This is a genomic window from Pelistega europaea, assembly GCF_013133775.1.
GTDB lineage: Bacteria > Pseudomonadota > Gammaproteobacteria > Burkholderiales > Burkholderiaceae_B > Taylorella > Taylorella europaea.
In genome coordinates this window covers 30,335-53,170 of sequence record NZ_JABGBO010000006.1, presented here as the reverse complement: position 1 = coordinate 53,170, position 22,836 = coordinate 30,335, and the positions used below count along the sequence as shown (strand labels likewise).

The 22,836-nt window shown below is 43.1% G+C and carries 22 protein-coding genes, 1 tRNA gene and 1 pseudogene; 4 read left to right on the top strand and 20 right to left on the bottom strand.

The annotated features are described in order from the left end of the window. Positions 1-23: 23 nt before the first annotated feature. The 4 genes and pseudogenes from nusA to scpB form a co-directional block, all read right to left on the bottom strand. Positions 24-1,496 carry a transcription termination factor NusA gene (gene nusA / locus HKX40_RS06565; protein ID WP_171588772.1) on the bottom strand — a complete coding sequence of 491 codons (1,473 nt, stop codon included), beginning with the start codon at positions 1,494-1,496 and terminating at the stop codon, positions 24-26. After that, positions 1,493-1,963, bottom strand: a complete 471-nt coding sequence (gene rimP, locus HKX40_RS06560; protein WP_171588771.1) for a ribosome maturation factor RimP — start codon at positions 1,961-1,963, stop codon at positions 1,493-1,495. The genes nusA and rimP overlap by 4 nt, the downstream gene beginning before the upstream one ends. Positions 1,964-2,292: 329 nt before the next feature. Beyond that, positions 2,293-3,645, bottom strand: coding sequence for a 23S rRNA pseudouridine(2605) synthase RluB (gene rluB / locus HKX40_RS06555; RefSeq protein ID WP_425500455.1), 1,353 nt, complete (start codon positions 3,643-3,645; stop codon positions 2,293-2,295). Positions 3,646-4,322: 677 nt separating this feature from the next. Beyond that, positions 4,323-4,833, bottom strand: a pseudogene (gene scpB, locus HKX40_RS10725) (SMC-Scp complex subunit ScpB); the annotation flags it as partial. 79 nt (positions 4,834-4,912) lie between these two features. Between scpB and HKX40_RS06545 the strand changes: the two are divergent. The 3 genes from HKX40_RS06545 to HKX40_RS06535 all read left to right on the top strand — a co-directional run bounded on the left by HKX40_RS06545 (position 4,913) and on the right by HKX40_RS06535 (position 7,530). After that, positions 4,913-4,989: transfer RNA gene (locus HKX40_RS06545), tRNA-Met, on the top strand. A gap of 263 nt (positions 4,990-5,252) precedes the next feature. After that, on the top strand, positions 5,253-6,623 hold the full coding sequence (locus HKX40_RS06540; RefSeq protein ID WP_171588770.1) for a cytochrome c: 1,371 nt from the start codon (positions 5,253-5,255) through the stop codon (positions 6,621-6,623). Further along, positions 6,616-7,530 (top strand): c-type cytochrome, encoded by a 915-nt coding sequence (locus HKX40_RS06535; protein ID WP_171588769.1) that lies wholly within the window; start codon positions 6,616-6,618, stop codon positions 7,528-7,530. The genes HKX40_RS06540 and HKX40_RS06535 overlap by 8 nt, the downstream gene beginning before the upstream one ends. 93 nt (positions 7,531-7,623) lie before the next feature. On the opposite strand, the gene dnaB is transcribed toward HKX40_RS06535, so the two are convergent. The 5 genes from dnaB to rpsF all read right to left on the bottom strand — a co-directional run bounded on the left by dnaB (position 7,624) and on the right by rpsF (position 10,918). Then, positions 7,624-9,174: a replicative DNA helicase gene (dnaB, locus tag HKX40_RS06530; protein ID WP_246233615.1), complete on the bottom strand. Its 1,551-nt coding sequence runs from the start codon at positions 9,172-9,174 to the stop codon at positions 7,624-7,626. A gap of 230 nt (positions 9,175-9,404) precedes the next feature. After that, positions 9,405-9,860 carry a 50S ribosomal protein L9 gene (rplI, locus tag HKX40_RS06525; protein ID WP_171588768.1) on the bottom strand — a complete coding sequence of 152 codons (456 nt, stop codon included), beginning with the start codon at positions 9,858-9,860 and terminating at the stop codon, positions 9,405-9,407. 11 nt (positions 9,861-9,871) lie between these two features. Then, positions 9,872-10,147: a 30S ribosomal protein S18 gene (rpsR, locus tag HKX40_RS06520; RefSeq protein WP_171588767.1), complete on the bottom strand. Its 276-nt coding sequence runs from the start codon at positions 10,145-10,147 to the stop codon at positions 9,872-9,874. 79 nt (positions 10,148-10,226) lie between these two features. Further along, the gene (gene priB / locus HKX40_RS06515; protein ID WP_171588766.1) at positions 10,227-10,517 is read right to left on the bottom strand and encodes a primosomal replication protein N; all 291 of its coding nucleotides are present in this window, start codon (positions 10,515-10,517) and stop codon (positions 10,227-10,229) included. A gap of 11 nt (positions 10,518-10,528) precedes the next feature. Continuing rightward, complete coding sequence (gene rpsF, locus HKX40_RS06510; RefSeq protein WP_171588765.1) at positions 10,529-10,918, bottom strand: 30S ribosomal protein S6; 390 nt, start codon at positions 10,916-10,918, stop codon at positions 10,529-10,531. 299 nt (positions 10,919-11,217) lie between these two features. Between rpsF and HKX40_RS06505 the strand changes: the two genes are divergently transcribed. Further along, positions 11,218-11,529 (top strand): c-type cytochrome, encoded by a 312-nt coding sequence (locus HKX40_RS06505; protein WP_171588764.1) that lies wholly within the window; start codon positions 11,218-11,220, stop codon positions 11,527-11,529. A 141-nt stretch (positions 11,530-11,670) separates the two neighbouring features. On the opposite strand, the gene recO is transcribed toward HKX40_RS06505, so the two are convergent. The 11 genes from recO to fabD form a co-directional block, all read right to left on the bottom strand. After that, entirely contained in the window at positions 11,671-12,249 is a 579-nt protein-coding gene (gene recO / locus HKX40_RS06500) for a DNA repair protein RecO (protein WP_171588763.1), read from the bottom strand. 85 nt (positions 12,250-12,334) lie between these two features. Continuing rightward, entirely contained in the window at positions 12,335-13,225 is an 891-nt protein-coding gene (gene era / locus HKX40_RS06495; RefSeq protein WP_171588859.1) for a GTPase Era, read from the bottom strand. 144 nt (positions 13,226-13,369) lie between these two features. Then, positions 13,370-14,128 carry a ribonuclease III gene (gene rnc, locus HKX40_RS06490; RefSeq protein ID WP_171588762.1) on the bottom strand — a complete coding sequence of 253 codons (759 nt, stop codon included), beginning with the start codon at positions 14,126-14,128 and terminating at the stop codon, positions 13,370-13,372. Beyond that, positions 14,128-14,958: a signal peptidase I gene (lepB, locus tag HKX40_RS06485; RefSeq protein ID WP_171588761.1), complete on the bottom strand. Its 831-nt coding sequence runs from the start codon at positions 14,956-14,958 to the stop codon at positions 14,128-14,130. The genes rnc and lepB overlap by 1 nt, the downstream gene beginning before the upstream one ends. Positions 14,959-14,968: 10 nt before the next feature. After that, the gene (gene lepA, locus HKX40_RS06480) at positions 14,969-16,762 is read right to left on the bottom strand and encodes a translation elongation factor 4 (RefSeq protein WP_171588760.1); all 1,794 of its coding nucleotides are present in this window, start codon (positions 16,760-16,762) and stop codon (positions 14,969-14,971) included. A gap of 115 nt (positions 16,763-16,877) precedes the next feature. After that, positions 16,878-18,416, bottom strand: coding sequence for a Do family serine endopeptidase (locus tag HKX40_RS06475; RefSeq protein ID WP_171588759.1), 1,539 nt, complete (start codon positions 18,414-18,416; stop codon positions 16,878-16,880). 306 nt (positions 18,417-18,722) lie between these two features. Further along, entirely contained in the window at positions 18,723-19,088 is a 366-nt protein-coding gene (locus tag HKX40_RS06470) for a hypothetical protein (protein ID WP_171588758.1), read from the bottom strand. A 46-nt stretch (positions 19,089-19,134) separates the two neighbouring features. Beyond that, entirely contained in the window at positions 19,135-20,364 is a 1,230-nt protein-coding gene (gene fabF, locus HKX40_RS06465; RefSeq protein WP_171588757.1) for a beta-ketoacyl-ACP synthase II, read from the bottom strand. Between the two features lie 209 nt (positions 20,365-20,573). Further along, on the bottom strand, positions 20,574-20,810 hold the full coding sequence (gene acpP / locus HKX40_RS06460) for an acyl carrier protein (protein ID WP_171588756.1): 237 nt from the start codon (positions 20,808-20,810) through the stop codon (positions 20,574-20,576). A gap of 258 nt (positions 20,811-21,068) precedes the next feature. Then, positions 21,069-21,809 carry a 3-oxoacyl-ACP reductase FabG gene (gene fabG, locus HKX40_RS06455; protein ID WP_171588755.1) on the bottom strand — a complete coding sequence of 247 codons (741 nt, stop codon included), beginning with the start codon at positions 21,807-21,809 and terminating at the stop codon, positions 21,069-21,071. Between the two features lie 89 nt (positions 21,810-21,898). Further along, on the bottom strand, positions 21,899-22,831 hold the full coding sequence (gene fabD / locus HKX40_RS06450) for an ACP S-malonyltransferase (protein WP_171588754.1): 933 nt from the start codon (positions 22,829-22,831) through the stop codon (positions 21,899-21,901). Between the last annotated feature and the right edge of the window lie 5 nt (positions 22,832-22,836).

The window sequence follows — 22,836 nt, the reverse complement described above, 5'->3', positions numbered from 1 at the left end:
TTATCAATAAATGGACGCTCTCATTACTCAAACCAATGAGCACGTGCCTTAAGAATAATTTGACCAGCATCGTCTTCTGAAATACCCAAGATTTCAGCTAACTCATCACTCGCTAATTCTGCCAAATCATCTCTTGTCTTAACGTCAGCCTGAACAAGTTTAGTAATCTTATCGGCATCAAGCCCTTCTAAGCCTACAAGGTCTTGCGCTTGACCAACAGCCTCTTCACGAGCAATCGCCTCGGTTAATAGAGCCGCACGTGCTCGACTACGTAGTTCAGCTACTAACTCCTCATCGAAGCCATCAATATCAAGAAGCTCTTGTTCAGGCACATATGCCACCTCTTCAAGACCACTAAAGCCCTCTTCGATAAGTACTGCTGCCACTTCTGAATCCACATCCAATTTTTCTTCAAAAAGTTGAAGTAATTGAGCGTTTTCTTCATCTTTGCGATGTTGGCTCTCTTCTGCAGTCATAATATTGATAGTCCAGCCAGTCAATTCAGTCGCAAGGCGTACATTTTGACCTCGACTACCAATAGCTTTCGCAAGGTTTTCTTCATCAACAACAACATCCATTGTTTTCTTGTCTTCCTCGACCACAATAGACTCTACTTGTGCTGGTGCTAATGCTGCAATCACAAATTCTGCTGGCACATCAGACCAAAGTACGATATCCACTTGCTCTCCAGCTAGTTCATTGCGAACTGCACTGACACGTGAACCACGCATACCCACGCAGGTTCCGATAGGGTCAATACGCTTGTCATAAGCAACTACCGCAATCTTGGCACGGATACCAGGATCTCGAGCCGCTGCTTTAATCTCTAGCAAGCCTTGTTCAATCTCTGGAACTTCGTATTCAAATAATGCTTTGATGAATTCTGGTGCAGTACGAGAAAGAATCACTTGTTGACCACGAAGATTATGGTTCACATCCGCCACCCATGCACGTACACGGTCTCCAGTACGAAGATTTTCTTTGGGAATCATCGCTGAGCGTGGTAGACGAGCTTCCACCTTGCCAATTTCAACAATAGCATCACCTTTATCCATGCGCTTAATGGTACCTGACACGATAGAATCCCCTCGCTCAAGAAACTCATTAAGCAGTTGCTCTCTTTCTGCATCACGGATACGTTGCAAGATGGCTTGCTTGGCGACCTGAGCACCAATACGTCCAAAATCCTCAATCTCAAGATCTTGTTCGATATATTCACCCACCTGCACATCAGGATTCACATCACGTGCATCTGAAAGCAACTCTTGACGTTCTGGCTCTTGTAAACCTGCCTCATCAGGCACCACTAACCAACGACGCTTACCACTATGCTCACCTGTTTGGCGATTAATCTTTACGATAATATCAGCATCTTCTTTAAAACGCTTTTTCATCGCCGATGCTAAAGCACCCTCTAAGGCACTAAACACCACTTCTGCTGGTACATTTTTTTCGTGTGCAAGTGCATCAACAAAATGGAGAATTTCACGACTCATTTCTTTTTACCTTTGAAATCCAAAACGGGATCAAGTTTAGCTTTGTCTACATCCTCATAGGCAAATTCAATCACTTGAGACTCGTTCTTTTTAACATCGAACGTTAGGCAGAAAACCTTATCCTGCCCTTCTTTAAGGGATAAAACACCGCTGAATACCTTGCGGTTATCAATAGGTGTACGCAATTTAACTTCAACGCGCTCTCCAGCAAAACGCAAAAAATCTGCTAGAGTACGCAAGGGGCGATCCACACCAGGAGAACCCACCTCTAATCGTTTGTAGTCGATATTCTCGACCTCGTACACACGCGATAGCAAGCGTGACACCTGCTCACAATCTTCGATATTGACACCACCGACTTTATCAATTGTCACGCGCAATAAACCCAATGCAGCTCGCTCTACATCGACAAGCTCTACATCAAGCCCCGCTATCGCCTGTTGAGTTAATATATATAAATCAGACATAAAAACATTAAAAAAAAATGGGCTAAAGAAGCCCACTATTTTAAAAACTGGGGTTAATCTTATCCATGCACTGGTAAAACCACAAAACGCATGATTAACCACAATTCCATCATTAAAAGTGCCATACCATGTATGGGATAACTCGCTAAGTATAGCAGAAAATTGCTTAAGTATCAAGAAATTGGCGAAACTACTCTCGTCTTTTACACCTAAAACAACAATTATCCCTACATTTTGTTTATCCACTGTGAAGCAGAAGATTAGCCTCAAAAAAACATCTCACACCATCAGTACATGCATGAGCAATTAATCTTTGCCACATCTAGTAATTAGCGAGATTTACGTGAACGCCCCGTTAACACACCCAGTTGCGATTCATGCGCCTTCATGCCACGAGGCTGCCTATCATCACGCCCCTTCACTGATTTACGAGCAGTACGAGCTGCCACAGAGCGAGGAGTACGTGTAGTAGACTTTACTTCACGAGTCGCTCTTCCTGAAGACTTACCTCTAGTTTTAGTAGGTTTATCTGCACGCCCTGCTGCCAAGGAATGGATACTAAAGTCCGCTATTACATCTACCGCATTCTCAAACCCTGGAGGCATCGCATTGTCATGTGAAATGTTTGCAGGTTGACGAGAAGAAGAACGACGACGCCCTCTTGTCTTTGGCTCCTCTGATGGCGCTGCCTTGATTAAACCCAAACGCTCCATAAGTGCCAATACCAAGTCAGAATCCAATTCTTCCCAACGTCCACGACGTAAGTTACGGGGTAAAGAAATATCCCCAAAGCGAGAGCGAATCAAACGACTAACTAGCAATCCTACTGCTTCAAACATACGACGCACTTCACGATTACGCCCTTCCTGGATAGTTACACGATACCAGCGGTTACTTCCTTCGCCACCAATATAATCCAGACAGCCAAATGCTGCCATGCCATCATCAAGCATTACCCCTTGAAGGAGTTGCTGGCGTTGTTCTTCAGTCATTTCACCCAACACCCGCACTGCATATTCGCGCTCGCTACCATAACGTGGATGCATTAAACGGTTTGCCAAATCACCTGATGTAGTAAAGATGAGCAGACCCTCGGTATTTAAATCTAGACGACCAACAGACACCCATTTACCAGTACGCATCTTGGGTAAACGAGCAAAAACCGTAGCTCGATTTTCTGGATCATCCATAGTCACAATTTCACCCGCAGGTTTATGGTATAGAATAACCCGCGGAGGACGGTCTGCCTTAGGACGAGCCACGAGACGCCCATTCACTCGCACCACATCGCTGATGCCAACTCGCTGCCCAATATGCGCAGGCTCGCCATTAACAGAAACACGCCCTTGCAGAATCAATTCTTCCATATCTCTGCGAGAACCAACACCTGCATCAGCCAAGACTTTGTGCAGCTTGGGACGGATAGTATCTGAACTCAAATACTTACCCAAACGTTTTTCAAGTTTGTCATTTTGCTTATCAAGATAAGAAAATACTTGTTTCTGCTCTTGCTCGGACAACTCAGCATCGTCTACCAAAGAAACATCATCAAGCAAGCCCTCATCCATCGCTTGAGTTACTGTTGACCTACCCTCCGTCTTTCGACGCACACGTTTTTTAACAGGAGTGGCATCAGCTAGCACCGCCTCTTCTACTGGAGAGGATACATCATTCTCTGTCACTTTTTTGCGTGTACGACGCTTAGCTGGCACCGCCGCATCAACACCCTCGTTATTTTCAATACTAGGGGGCAATACCTCTTGCACTTTTTTACGCGTACGCCGTTGAGGTAGCACAGAACCCCCTTCAGTCGCAGTCTCATTCTTGTCAACTGTCGTTGTTCTATCTACAGCATCAGCACGACGTCGACGAAACGGAGTGCGCAACTTTCTACCTCGCTTGGGAGCCTCTTGAACTGGTGTTTGTCCTAAATAATCTGAATTTTCTGAATTCTCGTTCATCATGGTCTGTATAGCCTTTGTGCCAAGAACGATGGCTAATTAATATTCACACACTACTCATCAAGTGATGTAGTAGTATCTACGATTAACTTACTCTGCAATCCCCTACTTGCGCACTTCTTGGTCCTCTAAATTGGCATTTGTATCTGCCACCTCATCAGAAACTGCTTCCTCTGCTATACCAGAAGCAGACTCCCCATTTGAAGCGACATCAACCACTTCAGCAGATATAGTCTCAACTGCCGTAGTAGATACAACATCTTGTTCCTTTTCTGAGGATTCATCGGACTTCACAAGGACATTTTCTGTTTGTTCATGAGGCAACTTTAGCTGTGCTGATTGCTCTTGAAACAACTGTGCCAATTCTGCATCATTGGAGGCTAGTAATTCTGCATCCGTCTCAATGGCAGGCAACTCTGCTAAAGACTTAAGCCCCATATCATTAAGAAAATGCTTAGTAGTGCCAAACAATGCTGGACGACCTGGCCCCTCTCTATGGCCGATTACCTCAATCCAATCTCTGTCTTCTAGCGTTTTGATAATTTGAGAAGACACAGACACCCCACGAATATCCTCAATATCACCACGTGTTACTGGTTGCCGCCACGCAATAATCGCAAGCGTCTCCATCACTGCACGAGAGTACTTAGGAGGCTTTTCAGGATTTAAGCGCTCAAGATATTTTTGCATCTCTGGGCGACTTTGAAAACGCCACCCACCCGCAAGTTCCGTTAATTCTAACCCTTTCTCGCTCCATTCGCTCTGTAAATTTGCTAATTGTTGTTTTATTGCATCAGAAGTCACATCATCTGTCTCGCTAAAAAGCTTTGACAATTCACCGACCTTCATAGGTTCATGTGCACATAATAGCGTCGTTTCTAAGATTTTTTTTAAGAGTAATTCGTCCATCATTTGTGATTCCAACCATAAAAAGGTTTTGTAGGTACTTGCATTATTATAACATTAGTATTATAATTATTTTTTCTGACGCGAGGTGGAGCAGTCTGGTAGCTCGTCGGGCTCATAACCCGAAGGTCGTAGGTTCAAATCCTGCCCTCGCAACCAATTTAAAGCATCCGTATTGTTGAGCCCTATCCATTGTGATTGGGCTTTTTTATTTTCTACCTTTTTGTACTGGTACGGAAAATTTGGACAGCAAGGAGTCCAAAGTATGACAATATCAGTACCTATAAAAAACAAGCTTGCAAAAGCCTTTAAAAATTTTACAGAAGTATCAAGTCCGAGTAAATAATTGGGATTTTCATATCTAAAAGTAATAAGTATGTTACTATAAGTAATAGAAAACCATTCCCAAAGAGAGGTTATTTATGAAGACGTTCACAAAAACCGCTATAGCCGTGGTAGTCCTTTTTGGGCTGGCTTACGGAGGAGCAAAGGTCGTTACGAACAGCCGAGTAGACTCAAGTAATAGCACCATCACCCTAGATAGCACAAATCAAGCTGACTTGATTAAACAAGGCGAGTATGTCGCCCGCACTGCTGACTGCTACGCCTGTCATACCGCTCCCGGCGGTAAAGCAATGGCCGGGGGCTTATCTATGCAGACTCCATTAGGAGCAATCTACAGCACCAATATTACACCTGATAAAGAAACAGGTATTGGTAATTATAGCTTTGCTGATTTTAAAAATGCCGTACAACATGGCGTTCGTGCAGATGGCACACCGCTTTATCCTGCCATGCCGTATCCCTCATACACTATCATGCCTGAAGAGGATATGAAAGCGTTGTACGCTTATTTTATGCATGGTGTTGAACCTGTCAAACAAGCCAATGCTGACTCGACACTCCCCCCTGTAGCAAACTGGCGTTGGCCTTTAGCCTACTGGCAAATGTTATTTGCTCCCTCTCGCTCATTTGAGGCAGACAAGAGTGGCGATCAATTACTCAATCGCGGTAAATACCTCGTTGAGGGTCCAGGACACTGTGGCGCCTGTCATACACCACGTGGCATTGCCTATCAAGAAAAAGCACTTTCTGATGACGGTAAACTCTATCTCAGCGGTGCCGTCATTGATGGCTGGCGTGCCAAGAGTCTTCGTGGTGAAGATCGCGGTTTAGGTAAGTGGACTGTGGAAGAGCTTAACGAGTTCTTCAGTAGTGGGCGTACTGATATTACCGCAGCATTTGGTGCAATGGCAGATGTGGTAGAGCATAGCACCCAATACATGACACCTGAAGATATCAATGCCATGTCTTCTTATCTTAAGTCACTCTCTCCTTCTCCAGATAAAAACGAGAAGCTAGCAGCCAAGGAAGATACCACGACTGCCGATTTACTTGCAGGTAAATACACTAGCCGTGGTGCCATACTGTACAGCGAATACTGTATGGTCTGCCACCGCTCTGACGGCAACGGTATGCCTCGTATTTTCCCTGCACTCAACAAAAATAGTGCAGTTACTGCTAATAACCCATCATCCACTATTCAAATCACCCTAGAAGGTGGCAAGATGGCACACACCTCACATGATAGCCATGCATTTGTGATGCCAGGCTTCAAACAACTTAGCGATATGGATATCGCAGAGGTACTCACCTTTATACGTAATAGTTGGAATAACCAAGCACCTGCCGTGACCCCACAAGAAGTTGCTCATATCCGCCATTTTGTTAATGGCAAAGCACCTAATCTAGGCACTGACGGCAAACCATTGACAGGAGATGACCATGAATAAACGCATTCGCACTTCATTATTGATTCTCAGCTGTTTTGGTGTTGGTGCAGGTCTTACTGCTTGTAATGATGACACGAAACTTACCGAAGCCAAACCCGTCCAACACCCTATTATTGAGATGAAAGACGGCAAAAAGGTCAAGGTTGGTGTTTATACAGTACCGCAAGATACGGAAATTGATAAAGAACCCAATGCAGAAGAAATTCGCTATGGGGCTCGCCTATTGACTGAAACCAAACGTCTTTTGCCTGACAATGTAGGGGATGATATTAACTGTAATAGTTGCCATATCTCTGGCGGTAAGGTGGCTGAAGCAGCTCCTTATATTAACACTTACAATTCCTACCCTATGATGAACCCTCGTGCAGGTCGTGAGGTCAACTTGGTACAACGTATTAATGGCTGCTTCCAACGTTCTATGAACGGCAAACCTATTGATCCAGAAGGCAAAGAAATGAAAGCAATGATTGCCTATATGAAATGGTTGGGTCAAGGTGTGCCTAAAGGCCAAAAAGTTGCCATTAAAAATGCCTATCCTATTGATACTAAATTAGTGGCAGACCCTGTACGTGGACAAGCACTCTATGAGAAAAACTGTGCTGTATGTCATGGCATCAATGGCGAGGGCAAACGTGATAGCACCGGCACTATCGCTTTCCCTCCTCTTTGGGGTGATCACTCGTTTAACATTGGTGCTGGTATGGCACGTACCTACAAGGCAGCTGCTTTCCTTAAAACAGGGATGCCTATGGGGGTAAAACACGATGGTCTATGGGGACAAGGTGGTTTATCTGACCAAGATGCGGTAGATATTGCTGAATACTTTACTCACCAACCACGTCCAGACTTTCCAGGCAAAGTCAATGACTGGCCAAATGGCAAGAAACCTAAAGACGCTCGTTATTAATCTCTCTCACACCCAAGAGGCTCTACTCTTGGGTGTTTTTTTATGCCATCGGTTTGGTGGCAAAATGCCAATTTATCATTTATCAGCTAGGGATTACTCCCCTACAAAAGCAGCCCCAGCACCTGTATAATTTGCAAACTTAGTAAACTCGCCCATAAAGGTTAAGCGTACTGTGCCAATCGGACCTGCACGTTGTTTACCAATAATAATCTCTGCCGTCCCTTTATCTGGAGAATCAGGATTATAAACCTCATCACGATAGATAAATAAAATCACGTCCGCATCCTGCTCAATCGCACCAGATTCGCGTAAATCTGACATAATAGGACGCTTATTTGTGCGTTGCTCTAAACCACGATTCAGTTGTGATAAAGCAATGATTGGGCATTTCAAATCACGCGCTAATTGCTTAAGGGAACGACTAATCTCGGAAATTTCCGCCGTACGATTATCATTACGACCATTACCTGACATCAACTGCAGGTAATCCACTACGATAAGTCCCAACTCCCCCTCTCGGCTCTTTAGGCGACGAGCTCTAGCACGTAAGTCAATAGGCGTTAATGCTGGTGTCTCATCAATAAAAATTTTGGCGTTTTGCAATAATGAGGTTGCATGGGTAATCCGTGGCCAATCTTCGTCTAATAACTTGCCTGTACGCATACGTTGTTGGTTTACCTTGCCTACAGAACCTAGCAAGCGATGCCCTAATTGCACCGCATCCATCTCCATACTAAACACAGCGACAGGTAATTTCTCATGAATAGCCACATGCTCAACAATATTCATCGCAAAAGAGGTTTTACCCATGGCTGGACGCCCTGCCACAATAATGAGCTGACCGCTGTGCATACCTGCCGTACGTGAATCCAATTCCATAAACCCTGTGCTAATACCTGTGACATCGGAATCATCCTCTCGCGAAGCAAGTTGTTCTAACTCCTCAATCACCTGAATCATCACATCAGGCATAGCATGAAAGTCTTGTGTCACCCCCCCATTCTCTTGGGAGATTTTAAAAATTTTAGATTCTGCCTCGTCTAATAACTGACGTGCCTGGCGACCATTGGGCTGATATGCCATATTGGTCAACTCATCCGCCACTGACACTAACTGACGCAGCATAGAACGCTCACGGACAATCTCAGCATACCGCACGATATTAGCTGCAGATGCCGTATTGGTTGCTAGAGCATTAAGATAAGCTAAACCACCAACCTCTTCTTCCTTGTTCACTAGACGCAAAGATTCAGCCACCGTAATCACATCAGCTTCACGATCTAGACTAATTAGCTGGTGGATATGATGCCAAATAAGGCGATGGTCATGACGATAGAAATCTTCTTCGGAAAGAATAGTTGAAATCTGATCAAAAGCACGATTCTCAATTAACAAAGCACCTAGTACTGATTGCTCTGCCTCTATTGATTGAGGAGGTAACCGCAAGTCCCCTAATGCACCCACAGAATCTACAGGAGTCTCATAAGTAGCAGTATCTTGAGCATGCCCACTGGTATACCCCGCTTCTACCACAGGATCCACTCCAACCTGTACATCGGCGGCAGGCATTGCACTTGCACCAAAAACATCCTCATCGGACTCGGCACCAGGCACATCAGCCGAAAAATCAGACTTTGTATTCATCTTCGTCATTACTCTTTGGAAATACTACGATTACTTAACTACACCCACTCCCCTATTCCTCCTACGGATATGACTCAATCTATAAAGTCTACAGGCAAACCTAAAGGGAGTTACATATAGAAAATGACATAAAAAGTAAAAAGCAGCCTCAACTTTGATGTAAAGGCTGCTTTGTATATTTACATCTAACGCCTTAAAGGCATTAGTATATCAGTAAATGAGGTAGCTGATTAAGCCATTTCACCTTGAACAACTACAGTGATATCGGCATCTACGTCAGCATGTAAGTGCAAAGACACTGGGAATTCACCCACAGCTTTTAATGCACCGTCAGTAAGACGAACTTGTTGTTTAGTTACTGTTTCAAAACCTGCAGCAACTAAAGCAGCAGCGATGTCCATAGAAGTTACTGAACCAAATAAACGACCATCAACGCCTGCTTTTTGAGACATAACAAGACGGAAACCATTTAATTTAGCACCAACTGCTTGAGCAGCAGCTAAACGTTCAGCTTGAGCTTTTTCAAGTTCAGCACGACGAGTTTCAAACTCAGCGATAGCTTGTTCGGTTGCACGACGAGCTTTCTTTTGAGGAATCAAGTAGTTACGAGCAAAACCGTCTTTTACTTTAACGATTTCACCCAAGTCACCTAATTTACCGATCTTTTCTAATAGAATAACTTGCATGACAGTAATCCTTATTTGTGGTTATCGGTGTATGGAAGTAAAGCTAAGAAGCGAGCACGTTTGATCGCTGTGTCTAATTGACGTTGGTAGTTAGCTTTAGTGCCTGTTAAACGAGCTGGAATGATTTTACCAGTCTCAGTGATAAAGTCACGTAATGTGTCAATATCTTTGTAATCGATTTCTTCAACGCCTGCTGCTGTAAAACGGCAGAATTTGCGACGTTTGAACAATGGATTTTGCTGCGTAAATTTGCTGCGTTTTTCCTTGTTTTTCTTCATGAAAGCCATGATATTTGCCTTTTAACTTAATGGGGATAACCCCGTATCTTGTTAATCAAAGTATTGCTACTTCTAAAGGATTGCGGTACTAACGCGGAGTTGCTGCCTGAATATGAAGCACTAACTTACTGGAGTTTTTGCGTGCTGGGGTTAAAAAACCCTCTACATCCAACTCATCACCTATCTGTAAGTGCTGCAACTGTCCTGCTAAAGGTCCAATCGCACAAGCGGCAATGATAAACTCTACTCTACGTGTATGCCCTGCCTCAATAACCTCGGAACAGTGCTCTAGTACCAACTCTTGAACCGGTATGCCTGCTGGAGTAAAGCGCATTGGCTTAATCTCAAGGGCACGCACTTGCAAAAAAATGCGGTTCAATATAACCCTACTTATTCTTCGTCTAGCTCTTCAGCCACTTCAACTGCTTCAGCAGCGGCTGCTTTACGAGATTCTTCGCGCTCAACAGATTTCATCATAATAGATGGGCTAGTGTGAGCAGATTTAGTTTTAATAACTAAATGACGCAAAACTGCATCGTTGTAGCGGAAAGAATGTTCTAACTCGTCTAGTGTAGCTTGGTCGCACTCGATGTTTAGGCAAACATAGTGTGCTTTCACAAGTTTTTGGATTGGGTAAGCCAGTTGACGACGACCCCAGTCTTCTGAACGATGGATTTTACCACCATTAGAGGTTACCATAGATTGATAACGCTCTGTCATTGCAGGTACCTGTTCGCTTTGATCAGGATGCACAATAAACACTACTTCGTAGTGACGCATAGATTAACTCCTTATGGATGAAAAGCCCGCCACCATCACTAATGGTCGAGCAAGAAGCTATCTATTTTAGACTAATTTCTACATAAAATCAAATAAATAAAGTAGTTTGACCGTTTAGCCCCCTCAAATAAGCATGATAAAACAACACTTCTTAAAAGATAGTAATTTAGTCAAGTTTTATTGAGATTTATCAATTCAACTTCTGATACCCTCATGCTACATTAATGCCTATCTAGCGATGGGGATTGTTATCAACAACCCATTACCTATTACTTATACCTATTGAAAGAGGAAATGTTATGAAACTCATCCCTACTTCACTTGTTGTGGCAGCAGTCTTTGCTGCTTCTGCTGCCTGTGCTACAGAAGTTCCTGAACTTTTCAACTCCAAAGCCTGTGTCGGCTGTCATAGCGTGGACAATAAGGTGCTTGGCCCTGCTCTGCGAGAGGTGGCTGCCAAATATGCAGGCAAGACAGACGCAGTGGCTACCATTGTAAAAAGCATTAAAGATGGTAGTACTGGTCAATGGGGTCCCATCCCTATGGCACCTAACCCTGTGACAGATGATGAAGCTAAAACACTTGCTGAATGGATTTTGACACTGAAATAATCATGTATTTCTATGCACCCAATATGCCTTTTAGCACTGTTGGTTTAAATATACCAAGTACTCCTTGATAAGTAGCTTTTTTTCATTCCTTAAAGCTTTACTATCACTTTATGGCTTTCTGTTATCATCAGAAAGCCTTTTTTATACTAGTGAGTTCATCACCTTACGAGTATTAAGTTGACGTTGTGAGATATGTTCTTCTATACGCATCCTTAACATCTGCCTTAGTTGAGGCTCTTTGCTCAAATCATGAAAATCTGGTGTAGGCTCATCGACACCATAGCCGTTTTCTCGCAGTAAATGCCATTCAAAACGACGTAATACACTACGTTCATTAATGCCTGAACAAAGACTATCTAATGCAAAAGCATACTCATCAAAAATAACAGGGTGAGCATCCTCTTTGGCTAAACTACGCAGGATAAGTTCGTTCATATACCAGGCCGACATTAGACACCGCGAAGGCAAGGCTAAGAACCCCTCAAACTCAGCATGAGTGATTGTTTTAACTTCTGCTTGACCACTCCAAGAAATAGATAAGGGTTGAAAATGCGAAAGAATCGGTCGCAAGACTGAATAAGGTCGTTTGGCTCCTTTTGCTATACCCGCAATCAGTCCATAATCACGTGCAAATAGGGTCACAATAGAAGAGGTTTCACTCCAAGCCTTGGCTTGAAGTAGAAAAGCCGAGGTTTCTGATACTTTGATTGTTTTAGCCATCTCGTTTCCTCAGTTCATCACTCTTTTTAAACAGCAGATAATTTTTATGAGGCAACAGAAATCACTATCGAAAAAAGTGTTGGTTTTAACCCTCATAACCCAATTCACGCAAAGCAGCCTCTTTATCAGACCACCCCTTGCGTACCTTGATATAAATTTCTAGAAAAACAGGCTTACCCAACATCTCTTTAATGTCCTGTCGTGCTTCTGTGGCAATACGCTTCATATGTACCCCTTTGGCACCTAATAAGATAGGCTTATGCCCCTCTTTATCTACTACCACACAAGCATTAATATGCACCCCCTCTTCGGCTTCGTCCCATTTTTCAATCTGAACGGTACTAGAATAAGGCAATTCATCACCAACCAAGCGGAAAATTTTCTCACGAATCAACTCTGCTGCGATAAATCGTACAGAACGATCAGTCATGGCTTCCTCATCAAACAGGGGTTCGCCCTCTGGTAAACGATGAGCAATTTCTTTTAATAAAATGTCTAGCTGTATTCCTTTTACCGCACTTAATGGCACAATCGCATCATAAGGGAACTTTGAAAGAATCTTAGTTGTAAAGGCAAACATATCATTTTTATTTTTGAGTAAATCTACCTTGCTAATCACTAAAATACATTTTTTGGCAGTAGGCAAAAGCGGTACTACATTCTCATCACCTGCACTCCATTTGCCTGCCTCTACCACATGCACAACTACATCCACGTCTGCTAGCGTTTGTGTCACAACACGATTCATCATGCGGTTCATCGCTCCGCCATGGCGTGTCTGAAAACCAGGGGTATCTACAAAGATGTACTGATGATTATCCTGCGTCAATACCCCATGGATGCGATGACGTGTTGTCTGTGCTTTACGGGAAACAATAGAAACCTTGCCCCCTACCAACGCATTCATCAATGTCGATTTACCAACATTAGGACGTCCCACTACGGCGATAAAGCCCGTTTTAAATCCTGCAGACATATCCCTTGTATTTTGTACTTCAGTATTCTTTATATCCGTCATCTTTTCTCACATTAAAAATTGATAGGTATCACATCCCCTACACTTACCTATCTAAACTCACCCAAGCAGGTCATATCACACAATACAACCAAGTCAGTAAGTCTATGAGCGAGTTTCTTGTTCTACTGCTACTGGTAAAGTCAGTTGCGTTACAACACGTTTGGGTTTCGCCCCTTTTTTGTGAGGAGAAACTTGTTTTAATTGCTCAATCACAATCTTCGCTGCCACTTGTTCTGCCGCACGGCGACTCGCCCCTACTGCAGTAGCAGACAAATTCAGTGCTGGTACACTACACTCCACTTCAAATTGCTGATCATGTGCAGCTCCCGTCGTCGCCAACACAGTATAGATTGGCAAATGCAGTTTGCGTGCCTGTAGCATCTCTTGTAATAACGTCTTAGCATCTTTACCCAAAGTAGAAAAATCTACATCTTCTAATAATGGTGCATACAAGCCCTCAATAACGCGCTGAGACTGCTCCACGACACCACTATCTAGATAAATTGCCCCAAAAATTGCTTCCATGGCATCTGCCAAAATAGAGGGGCGACGAAAACCTCCGCTCTTCAACTCTCCCTCACCCAGCAATAACACATCAGAAATATCTAATTGATGGGCTAAATCTGCTAAAGTCTGTTGGTTCACAAGACTAGAACGGATTCGCGATAAATCCCCCTCATCCTGCTCTCGTAGCATCTTAAACAACAAAGAGGCCACGGAGAAGTTAAGAATAGAGTCGCCTAGAAATTCTAGGCGTTCATTGTGACGAGTACTATAACTGCGATGTGTCAATGCACGCACAAGTAAATCAGGGTTTTGAAAGCGGTAGCCTAACCGTTCTTGAAGTTGTTGGTAATTCATTATTTAATCATCGTTCCTATACGACCGAGTTCACCAAAATTCATCCATACCATAAAGGCTTTACCGACAATATTCTGGTCGGGTACAAACCCCCAATAGCGACTATCTTGGCTATTATCACGGTTGTCACCCATAGCAAAGTAATACCCTTCAGGCACCTTACACTCAACACCTGTCGTGACACCTGAATCACCACTTAAATATTGGCAATTATCCATATGAGGAAAATCTACAATAGGACGAATCTGACCCAACATAGGCATAAGTAAAATATCATGTTTTACATCTCCCATAGTTTCTTCAAAACGCATAGGAGACCCAGGTTGCTGACTAGGGTTAACATAGGGGCCTATTTCTTTAAGAGGCAATTCTTGACCATTAATAGATAACCGCTTATTTTCAAAACGCACTACATCACCAGGAACCCCCACAATACGTTTAATGTAGTCAGTATCAGGATCAACGGGATAGCGAAACACCACTACATCTCCACGTTGAGGATTCCCCAAAGGGATAATTTTTTGATTAATGATAGGCAGGCGAATGCCATAAGAAAACTTATTCACCGCAATCATATCGCCATTTTCAAGAGTAGGTAACATTGATCCCGAAGGAATACGAAATGGCTCCACCACAAAAGAACGCAGAATAAAAATAAATAAAATCACAGGGAAAAATTCTATCGCATAAGTCACAATTTTAGATCGATACTCTTCAGCATGCTCTGCTCCATAAGTAGCGATACGACGAGGTTTCAACACCCATTTATCTAGCAACTTAATCGCCCAAGTGACAACCAATAATACAAAAAATATCACCGCAAAGTTCATGTTTAGACCTCTATTTATCTTCCACTTGTAGAATCGCCAAAAATGCCTCTTGAGGAATCTCAACGCTACCTACTTGTTTCATGCGTTTCTTACCTGCTTTTTGCTTTTCAAGGAGCTTACGTTTACGTGTAATATCCCCACCATAACATTTAGCCAACACATTCTTACGCAATGCTTTGACATTTTCACGAGCAATAATCTCTGCACCAATGGCTGCTTGCACGGCTACATCATACATCTGGCGCGGAATTAAACCACGCATTTTGCTTACCACTTCACGACCACGGTGACGAGCAACAGAACGATGAACAATCATCGAAAGGGCATCTACCTTGTCACCATTAATCAATAAATCTACCCTCACTACATCAGAACTACGATACTCTAGGAACTCATAGTCCATAGACGCATAACCACGCGATACTGATTTTAGCTTATCAAAGAAGTCTAATACAATTTCTGCTAGTGGCAACTCGTAAGTCAGGTGTACTTGACGTCCATGATAACTCATATTCTTCTGAATACCACGTTTGTTATTACAAAGCGTCATCACAGGACCCACGTAGTCTTGTGGCATAAACAGCGTAACATTAACAATAGGCTCACGAATATCACGAATCGTCCCCACATCTGGCATACGCGAAGGACTATCAATCATTAAAATCTCACCATTGTTCTTTTCTACCTCATACACTACTGATGGGGCAGTCGTAATAAGGTCCATATCGAATTCGCGCTCCAAACGCTCTTGCACGATTTCCATATGTAATAAACCCAAGAAACCACAACGGAATCCAAATCCTAATGCTTGAGATACTTCAGGCTCAAACATCAAGGCAGCATCATTCAGCTTGAGTTTTTCAAGTGAATCACGTAGCTGGTCATACTCACTGCTCTCAACCGGATATAAACCAGCAAATACCTGTGGTTTAACCTCTTTAAAGCCTGGCAATGGTGCATCTGCTGGGGCTTGAGCATGAGTAATGGTATCGCCCACTTTAGCATGAGCAAGCTCCTTGATGCCTGTAATAACAAACCCCACCTCACCTGCGGATAACTGCTGACGAGGAGCTGATTTAGGGGTAAACACACCTAATTGTTCTACTAAGTGCGAATGCCCAGTTGCCATAAAGCTGATTTTATCTTTCAGCTTAAGAGTACCATTGACAATACGCACCAACATCACCACCCCCACATAATTATCAAACCAAGAGTCGATAATCAAGGCTTGTAGAGGTTTATTAGGATCTCCTGATGGAGGAGGAACTTTTTTAACAATAGTCTCTAAAATTTCATCAATTCCCATGCCTGTCTTTGCACTAGCAAGCACAGCATCAGATGCATCAATACCAATTACATCCTCAATCTCTGCCCGTGCTTGCTCTGGTTCAGCAGAAGGCAAATCCATTTTATTAAGCACTGGGATAACCTCTACCCCAAGGTCAATCGCTGTGTAGCAGTTAGCCACTGTTTGAGCTTCCACCCCTTGGCTTGCATCAACCACCAATAAAGCACCCTCGCAGGCTGACAAGGAACGGCTGACCTCATAGGAAAAGTCTACGTGCCCAGGGGTATCAATAATGTTAAGGTTATAAGTTTTACCATCTTGTGCTTTGTATTGAAGGGCCGCCGTCTGCGCCTTAATAGTAATGCCACGCTCGCGCTCAATATCCATAGAATCCAGTACCTGTGCTGACATTTCTCGATCAGCTAAGCCTCCTGTGCGCTGGATTAAACGGTCTGCCAGGGTTGATTTACCATGGTCAATATGTGCAATGATAGAAAAGTTACGTATATGTTGCATCGAAAAAATAAAATCAAATAAGACACCGATAGGCTGATAGCCTTTGCACGTATCATCAACGCACAAGAAACTACCAGCCTACTACTATTTTATGACAAATAGGTGCTATTGTAACTTATTTTGAGGGAGTTACTGTCACCCACTGCGCTAAATTTTCACGACGGATTAAAAGAGCAGCTGCCTTATCCTTGGGAAGTTTCTTAATAATCTCTTTGTATTGAGAAACTGAAGTAATGTCTTGATCATTAATTGCTACCAATACATCACCCTTCTGAATTCCCATATCGGCTGCATCACCCTCAACTTCGTTAATTACAACACCGTTAGATACTCGGATTTTATCCTTTGTTTCATCATCTAAAGATTTGACCGATAAACCAATACGGTCTACTGTTGAAGTGTCTGCTGTTGCATCATCACTACTATCTGCTTTAGAAGCTGTGCTCTTGTCATCTTTAGTACTATCTAGTGTAATCTTAAGTTTAACTAACTTACCACGACGCCATACCTCAATATCGGTTGTGGTGCCTGGTTTAGTTAAGCCTACAAGACGAGGTAAATCACTCCATTTATTCACAGGACGATTGGCAAAACTAAGGATAACATCACCCGATTTTATGCCTGCTTTTTCTGCTGGGCTCTTGGGTTCAATGTTACTGACTAATGCCCCTTTATCCTCTTTGAGTCCCAAGGCATCGGCAACCTCTTTTTTCACCTCACTAATCATTACACCAATACGCCCACGTTCAACCTTACCTGTTGCCTTGAGTTGCTCTACCACATGCATAGCCTCATTAATAGGGATAGAGAAGGAGATACCCATGAAACCGCCACTGCGGGTATAAATTTGAGAATTAACACCCACTACCTTGCCGCTTAAATCAATCAATGGACCTCCTGAGTTACCTGGATTAATAGGTACATCAGTTTGCACAAATGGAAGATAATCACCAGTATCACGGTTAATCGCACTCACAATACCAGAGGTAACAGTAGAGTCAAGTCCATAAGGAGAACCAATAGCCAACACCCACTGCCCTTTCTTCAATGAATCGGAATCACCAATTTCAAGCGGTTTTAAATCTTTGGCATTAATCTTGAGTAGAGCAATGTCAGTGCGTTTATCTGTGCCTATCACCTTAGCATCGTACTCTTTACTATTGTTAAGCGTAACGATTACCTTAGTAGCCCCATCAACCACATGATTATTTGTAATAATGTAGCCATCAGAAGAGATGATAAAACCAGAACCTACACCGGTTGGCTCGGTACGTTGTTTTTCATCTTTTCTAGGTGCTTTACGTTTAGGATTTTCAGCACGTGGTCCAAACTGCGGAAAACCATTACCTGGAAAATCAGGTCCAAAGAAGAATTTAAAAATTTCGTCAGGATCATTAGGTCCAAAACCAAAACTATCAAACCCATCAGGACGCTGTTCTACAGGAGCCTCAGTACGAATATTGACCACGCTATTTTCTGTCGCTTGCACAATAGGGGTAAAATCAGGTAGTGCTACCATGCGAGAAGCATTTGTTGCTGGAGCTGTTGCTGTAGTGCTTGCATCGGTAGGGGCTGCTTGCACTGTCATACTTACAGAAGAAACACCCAATGCTATGGCAATAGCAAGTGGAAGTAATTTTTTGTGAAATAACATCGTGATAGTCCTTTTAAAAATACCTATTTGAGCTAATCAAAGCACAACAATTATCAACTCATCAGGGAAAAATTTAACGTGCCTATAGTCTATAGGCAGGAGAAATTTTTTCAATATAACTGAAACAATAGGAAATTATTTGCCCCACATTAATATTCTGGTTTATTTCAATTGCTAACAATACAGCAAATCTACACCTAAGCTCCACACACCACCAAGCTATTACCCAATAAGTCTACTCAAAAATACACCCAATGGGATAAACAAGCAAAATCACTTAAACAACGATTGTGCTGGGTCGGCTGATTACCATGTACTAGTGATTGCACAAAGCCTACGCCAGCTGGCCAAAGACATTTGCCAACGCCAGATTGTCACTCGTTGATGAGACAATTTAAAAGATAACCAACAAAAGCCTCTATCCAACTGTTCTGGTCGCATTATCTCTTGCTGTTGAGCATGTCGCCACACAAGCCCTGTTGGCATAATATCAATACAAAAAGTTTGGGGAGAATAGTGGGTATAAAAAAGCCCTACTACCATCCATGCTGATGTCCAGCCCAATAAACCAAACAACAACAAAAACAGTACTAAGGCTCGCAGATGCAGCTCCACATGATTAGACAACACTAGAGAGGTCTGACACCAAGCTTGTTGTAGTGGAGCATACATCGTTATATTCCCATGGAAAGAACGGTGTATGATGTAAAGTAAACGTTTAGAGTTTCTTCACAATCATAGAACCGTTGGTACCACCAAATCCAAATGAGTTGGATAAGGCGTAATCAATCTTCAACTCACGTGCCACATTAGCACAATAGTCCAAATCACACTCTGGATCTTGATTGAAGATATTAATAGTTGGGGGAGATACTTGGTGATGTACGGCAAGTGTTGTAAACACCGCTTCAATACCACCAGCAGCACCTAACAAGTGACCAGTCATTGATTTAGTCGAATTTACTACCGTCTTATATGCATGGTCACCTAAAGCCAACTTCAGTGCTTCAGTTTCATTCTTATCGCCTAATGGGGTTGATGTACCATGAGCATTCACATAATCAATTTGATCGGCATTGATACCTGCATTGCGTAATGCATTCTGAATACCACGGCATGGCCCCTCACGGTCTGGTGCAGTGATGTGATGGGCATCAGAACTCATGCCATAACCCACAAACTCACCATAAATCTTGGCACCACGTTTGACTGCATGCTCGTACTCTTCTAGTACCAGTACACCAGCACCCTCCCCAAGTACAAAACCATCACGATCCTTATCCCAAGGACGAGAGGCTGTTGCAGGATCATCATTGCGTGTAGAGAGAGCTCGCATTGCAGCAAAACCACCGATACCCAATGGGCAAACAGTCGCCTCAGCACCACCAGCCAGCATCACATCTGCATCACCATATTCAATAAGACGTGCTGCATCACCGATAGAATGTAGACCAGTTGTACATGCCGATACTACCGCATAGCTAGGCCCTTTGAGACCTAACATAATGGTAAGGTGTCCAGAAATTAAGTTGATCAAAGACGCTGGTACAAAGAAAGGAGAGATACGACGAGCCCCTTTAGCCAAAAAATCAGTTTGGGTTTCTTCGATACGTTTTAAACCACCAATACCAGAACTGACAATAGCCCCAATACGAGGAGCATTTTCCTCGGTAACCTCTAAACCAGAATCACGCCAAGCATCCATTGCCGCAGCGATACCATAATGGATAAAAGTATCCATTTGCTTGATTTCCTTGGCGCCAATATAGTCTTCAGGATTGAAGTCCTTCACCTCACCTGCTACTTGAGAGTTAAAAGCACTTGCATCAAAACGAGTAATATTAGTGATGCCTGAACGACCATTAACGATATTATCCCAAGCCGTAGCGATACTATTGCCTACGGGAGATACAATACCTAAACCTGTAATAACAACGCGTCTCTTCACAGATGACTCCTGTATAATTTCAAATATCGTTTGAAATAAAGAATAATTTCAAAAAAAGCGCTTTGGAAAAAATCTATTTACCAACGTGGTTCCCACTTAATTATCTTTCCAAGACGCTCTTATAAAACACAACAAACGCTCTACCATTGCGCAACCAAGCAAATGTAGCAAGGTGCTATCACAGGATAGCACCCAATACCACTAGCAAATTATTTTGCATTTGCTGTGATGAAGTCGATAGCTTTTTGAACTGTAGTGATTTCTTCTGCTTGCTCGTCAGAGATGCTAGCTTCAAACTCATCTTCAAAAGCCATGACCAACTCTACCATATCGAGTGAATCCGCACCCAAATCACCAAGAAAAGACGACTCATTACTAATTTCTGATTCTTTAACACCTAATTGTTTAGCGACGATTTTCTTGACGCGTTGTTCGATGCTATCCATGTAAATCTCCAATAGGGATATGTCCCAAGTTATAGCCTTCGCAAAGCAAGGCCGTTTTGAAAAATCAACCGATACCCCACGTATCAGTCAAAACCAATTGCAAACTGCTTAGTCTGCATTTTATTAAAAATTTGCCCTTTTTTCTAAAAAAAACAGCAAACACAAAAAAATTAAACACCTGTTGTAATACTGAAAAGTATACTGCCATATAAGACGCTACACACCTCTTTTACGCAATGACAAAACTACTCTTCTCTCTTACGCCATGTACATTCCACCATTTACATGTAAGGTATTGCCAGTGATATACCCAGCCCCTGGACCAGCAAGAAAGGCAACGGCTTGTGCAATATCAGACACGTGACCAAGGCGAGCCATAGGAATTTGACTCAATAAAGCATTGGTTGCTTCCTCGCCCAAAGCTCTAGTCATATCTGTATCAATAAAACCAGGAGCTACACAATTCACGGTAATATTACGGCTACCAATTTCACGTGCCAAGGCACGGGTAAGACCAGCTACACCAGCTTTAGCCGCTGCATAATTGGCTTGACCAGGATTACCACTCTCACCAACCACAGAGGTGATGTTGATAATACGACCAGCACGGGCTTTCATCATAGGTTTAATCACACCACGGCAAAGACGGAAAACAGCCTTGAGATTAGTATCCATCACAGCATCCCAATCCTCATCTTTCATGCGCATGATTAGACCATCACGTGTAATACCTGCGTTATTAACGAGAATATTAGGACCGCCCTCTGCCGCCAACTCTGCTAATAATGCATCACAAGCAGCAGCATCTGTCACATCAAGCACAACACCTCGGCCACCAAAGGGTGATAATTGTTCTGTCACAGATTTAGCACCTGACTCTGAAGTTGCTGTACCCACAACGGTAGCACCACGCTGTGCCAACTCTAATGCAATTGCTTTACCTAGACCGCGACTAGCACCAGTGACTAAAGCAACTTGACCTGTTAATTCTTTTGTCATGATTTCATCTCATTCAAAAAATAAACCATTTATTCCCTACTACTTCTATTGACACTCACACCCAGTCATTCCAAAGTAGGAGGAAAAAACTATCCTTTAAGTACCTCTAGCGTCCCTGTCAATGAAGCAGGATCATTGATGGATAACGCCACTACATCAGGGGCAATACGCTTAACTAAACCTGTTAATACTTTACCGGGTCCACATTCAACAATATGGGTAACCCCCTCTGCTTGCATTTTCTGAATAGTTTCAACCCAACGCACAGCATGCCATGCCTGACGCACTAATGCATCTTTAATTAATTCAGGGTCTTGTAAAACTTCTACATCCACATTGTTAATCACATCAACACTAGGTGCCGTAAAGTGTAGAGTAGCAAGTGCCTTGGCAAGTACTGCAGCAGCAGGCTCTAATAATGAAGAATGGAACGGCGCAGATACAGGCAATGGTAGTGCTCGCTTGGCACCTGACTCCTTAGCCAATGCACATGCACGCTCAACTGCTTCCTTGTGTCCAGCAATCACCACCTGAGCAGGAGCATTAAAGTTAACAGCTTCAACAACTTGACCTTGAGCAGCCTGTTCACAAATATTACGTACTATATCATCATCTAGCCCAAGAATCGCCGCCATACCACCTGTACCTACAGGTACAGCCTCTTGCATTGCATTGGCACGAATACGCACTAAGCGCACAGCATCCTCAAGCCCTAAGACGCCAGCAGTTGCCAATGCCGTATACTCCCCTAAACTATGACCAGCCATCATTACTGGTTCTACACCACCTGCTGCTAAATAGGCTTGATACATGGCATAGCTTGCCGCCAACATTACTGGCTGTGTGTTAGTTGTCAAGTTGAGCTGCTCTGCTGGACCTTGAGCAATTAAAGCTGATAAATCCTGTCCCAAAGCTTCACTAGCTTTTTTCATCACATCTTGAACCACTGTCACATCTGACCATGCGTCCAACATACCAACAGCTTGTGAACCCTGTCCTGGAAAAACAAATGCTAATTTCATTGTCC

Bases quoted from the DNA above. Each gene is read 5' to 3' on its own strand.
- acpP (WP_171588756.1), bottom strand. From the start codon at position 20,810: ATGGATAGCATCGAACAACGCGTCAAGAAAATCGTCGCTAAACAATTA.
- lepB (WP_171588761.1), bottom strand. From the start codon at position 14,958: ATGAACTTTGCGGTGATATTTTTTGTATTATTGGTTGTCACTTGGGCG.
- rplI (WP_171588768.1), bottom strand. From the start codon at position 9,860: ATGCAAGTTATTCTATTAGAAAAGATCGGTAAATTAGGTGACTTGGGT.
- HKX40_RS06540 (WP_171588770.1), top strand. From the start codon at position 5,253: ATGAAGACGTTCACAAAAACCGCTATAGCCGTGGTAGTCCTTTTTGGG.
- recO (WP_171588763.1), bottom strand. From the start codon at position 12,249: ATGGCTAAAACAATCAAAGTATCAGAAACCTCGGCTTTTCTACTTCAA.
- rnc (WP_171588762.1), bottom strand. From the start codon at position 14,128: ATGAATTACCAACAACTTCAAGAACGGTTAGGCTACCGCTTTCAAAAC.
- rpsR (WP_171588767.1), bottom strand. From the start codon at position 10,147: ATGGCTTTCATGAAGAAAAACAAGGAAAAACGCAGCAAATTTACGCAG.
- HKX40_RS06505 (WP_171588764.1), top strand. From the start codon at position 11,218: ATGAAACTCATCCCTACTTCACTTGTTGTGGCAGCAGTCTTTGCTGCT.
- fabG (WP_171588755.1), bottom strand. From the start codon at position 21,809: ATGACAAAAGAATTAACAGGTCAAGTTGCTTTAGTCACTGGTGCTAGT.
- HKX40_RS06535 (WP_171588769.1), top strand. From the start codon at position 6,616: ATGAATAAACGCATTCGCACTTCATTATTGATTCTCAGCTGTTTTGGT.
- fabD (WP_171588754.1), bottom strand. From the start codon at position 22,831: ATGAAATTAGCATTTGTTTTTCCAGGACAGGGTTCACAAGCTGTTGGT.
- rpsF (WP_171588765.1), bottom strand. From the start codon at position 10,918: ATGCGTCACTACGAAGTAGTGTTTATTGTGCATCCTGATCAAAGCGAA.
- era (WP_171588859.1), bottom strand. From the start codon at position 13,225: ATGTCTGCAGGATTTAAAACGGGCTTTATCGCCGTAGTGGGACGTCCT.
- HKX40_RS06475 (WP_171588759.1), bottom strand. From the start codon at position 18,416: ATGTTATTTCACAAAAAATTACTTCCACTTGCTATTGCCATAGCATTG.
- nusA (WP_171588772.1), bottom strand. From the start codon at position 1,496: ATGAGTCGTGAAATTCTCCATTTTGTTGATGCACTTGCACACGAAAAA.
- rimP (WP_171588771.1), bottom strand. From the start codon at position 1,963: ATGTCTGATTTATATATATTAACTCAACAGGCGATAGCGGGGCTTGAT.
- lepA (WP_171588760.1), bottom strand. From the start codon at position 16,762: ATGCAACATATACGTAACTTTTCTATCATTGCACATATTGACCATGGT.
- HKX40_RS06470 (WP_171588758.1), bottom strand. From the start codon at position 19,088: ATGTATGCTCCACTACAACAAGCTTGGTGTCAGACCTCTCTAGTGTTG.
- dnaB (WP_246233615.1), bottom strand. From the start codon at position 9,174: ATGAATACAAAGTCTGATTTTTCGGCTGATGTGCCTGGTGCCGAGTCC.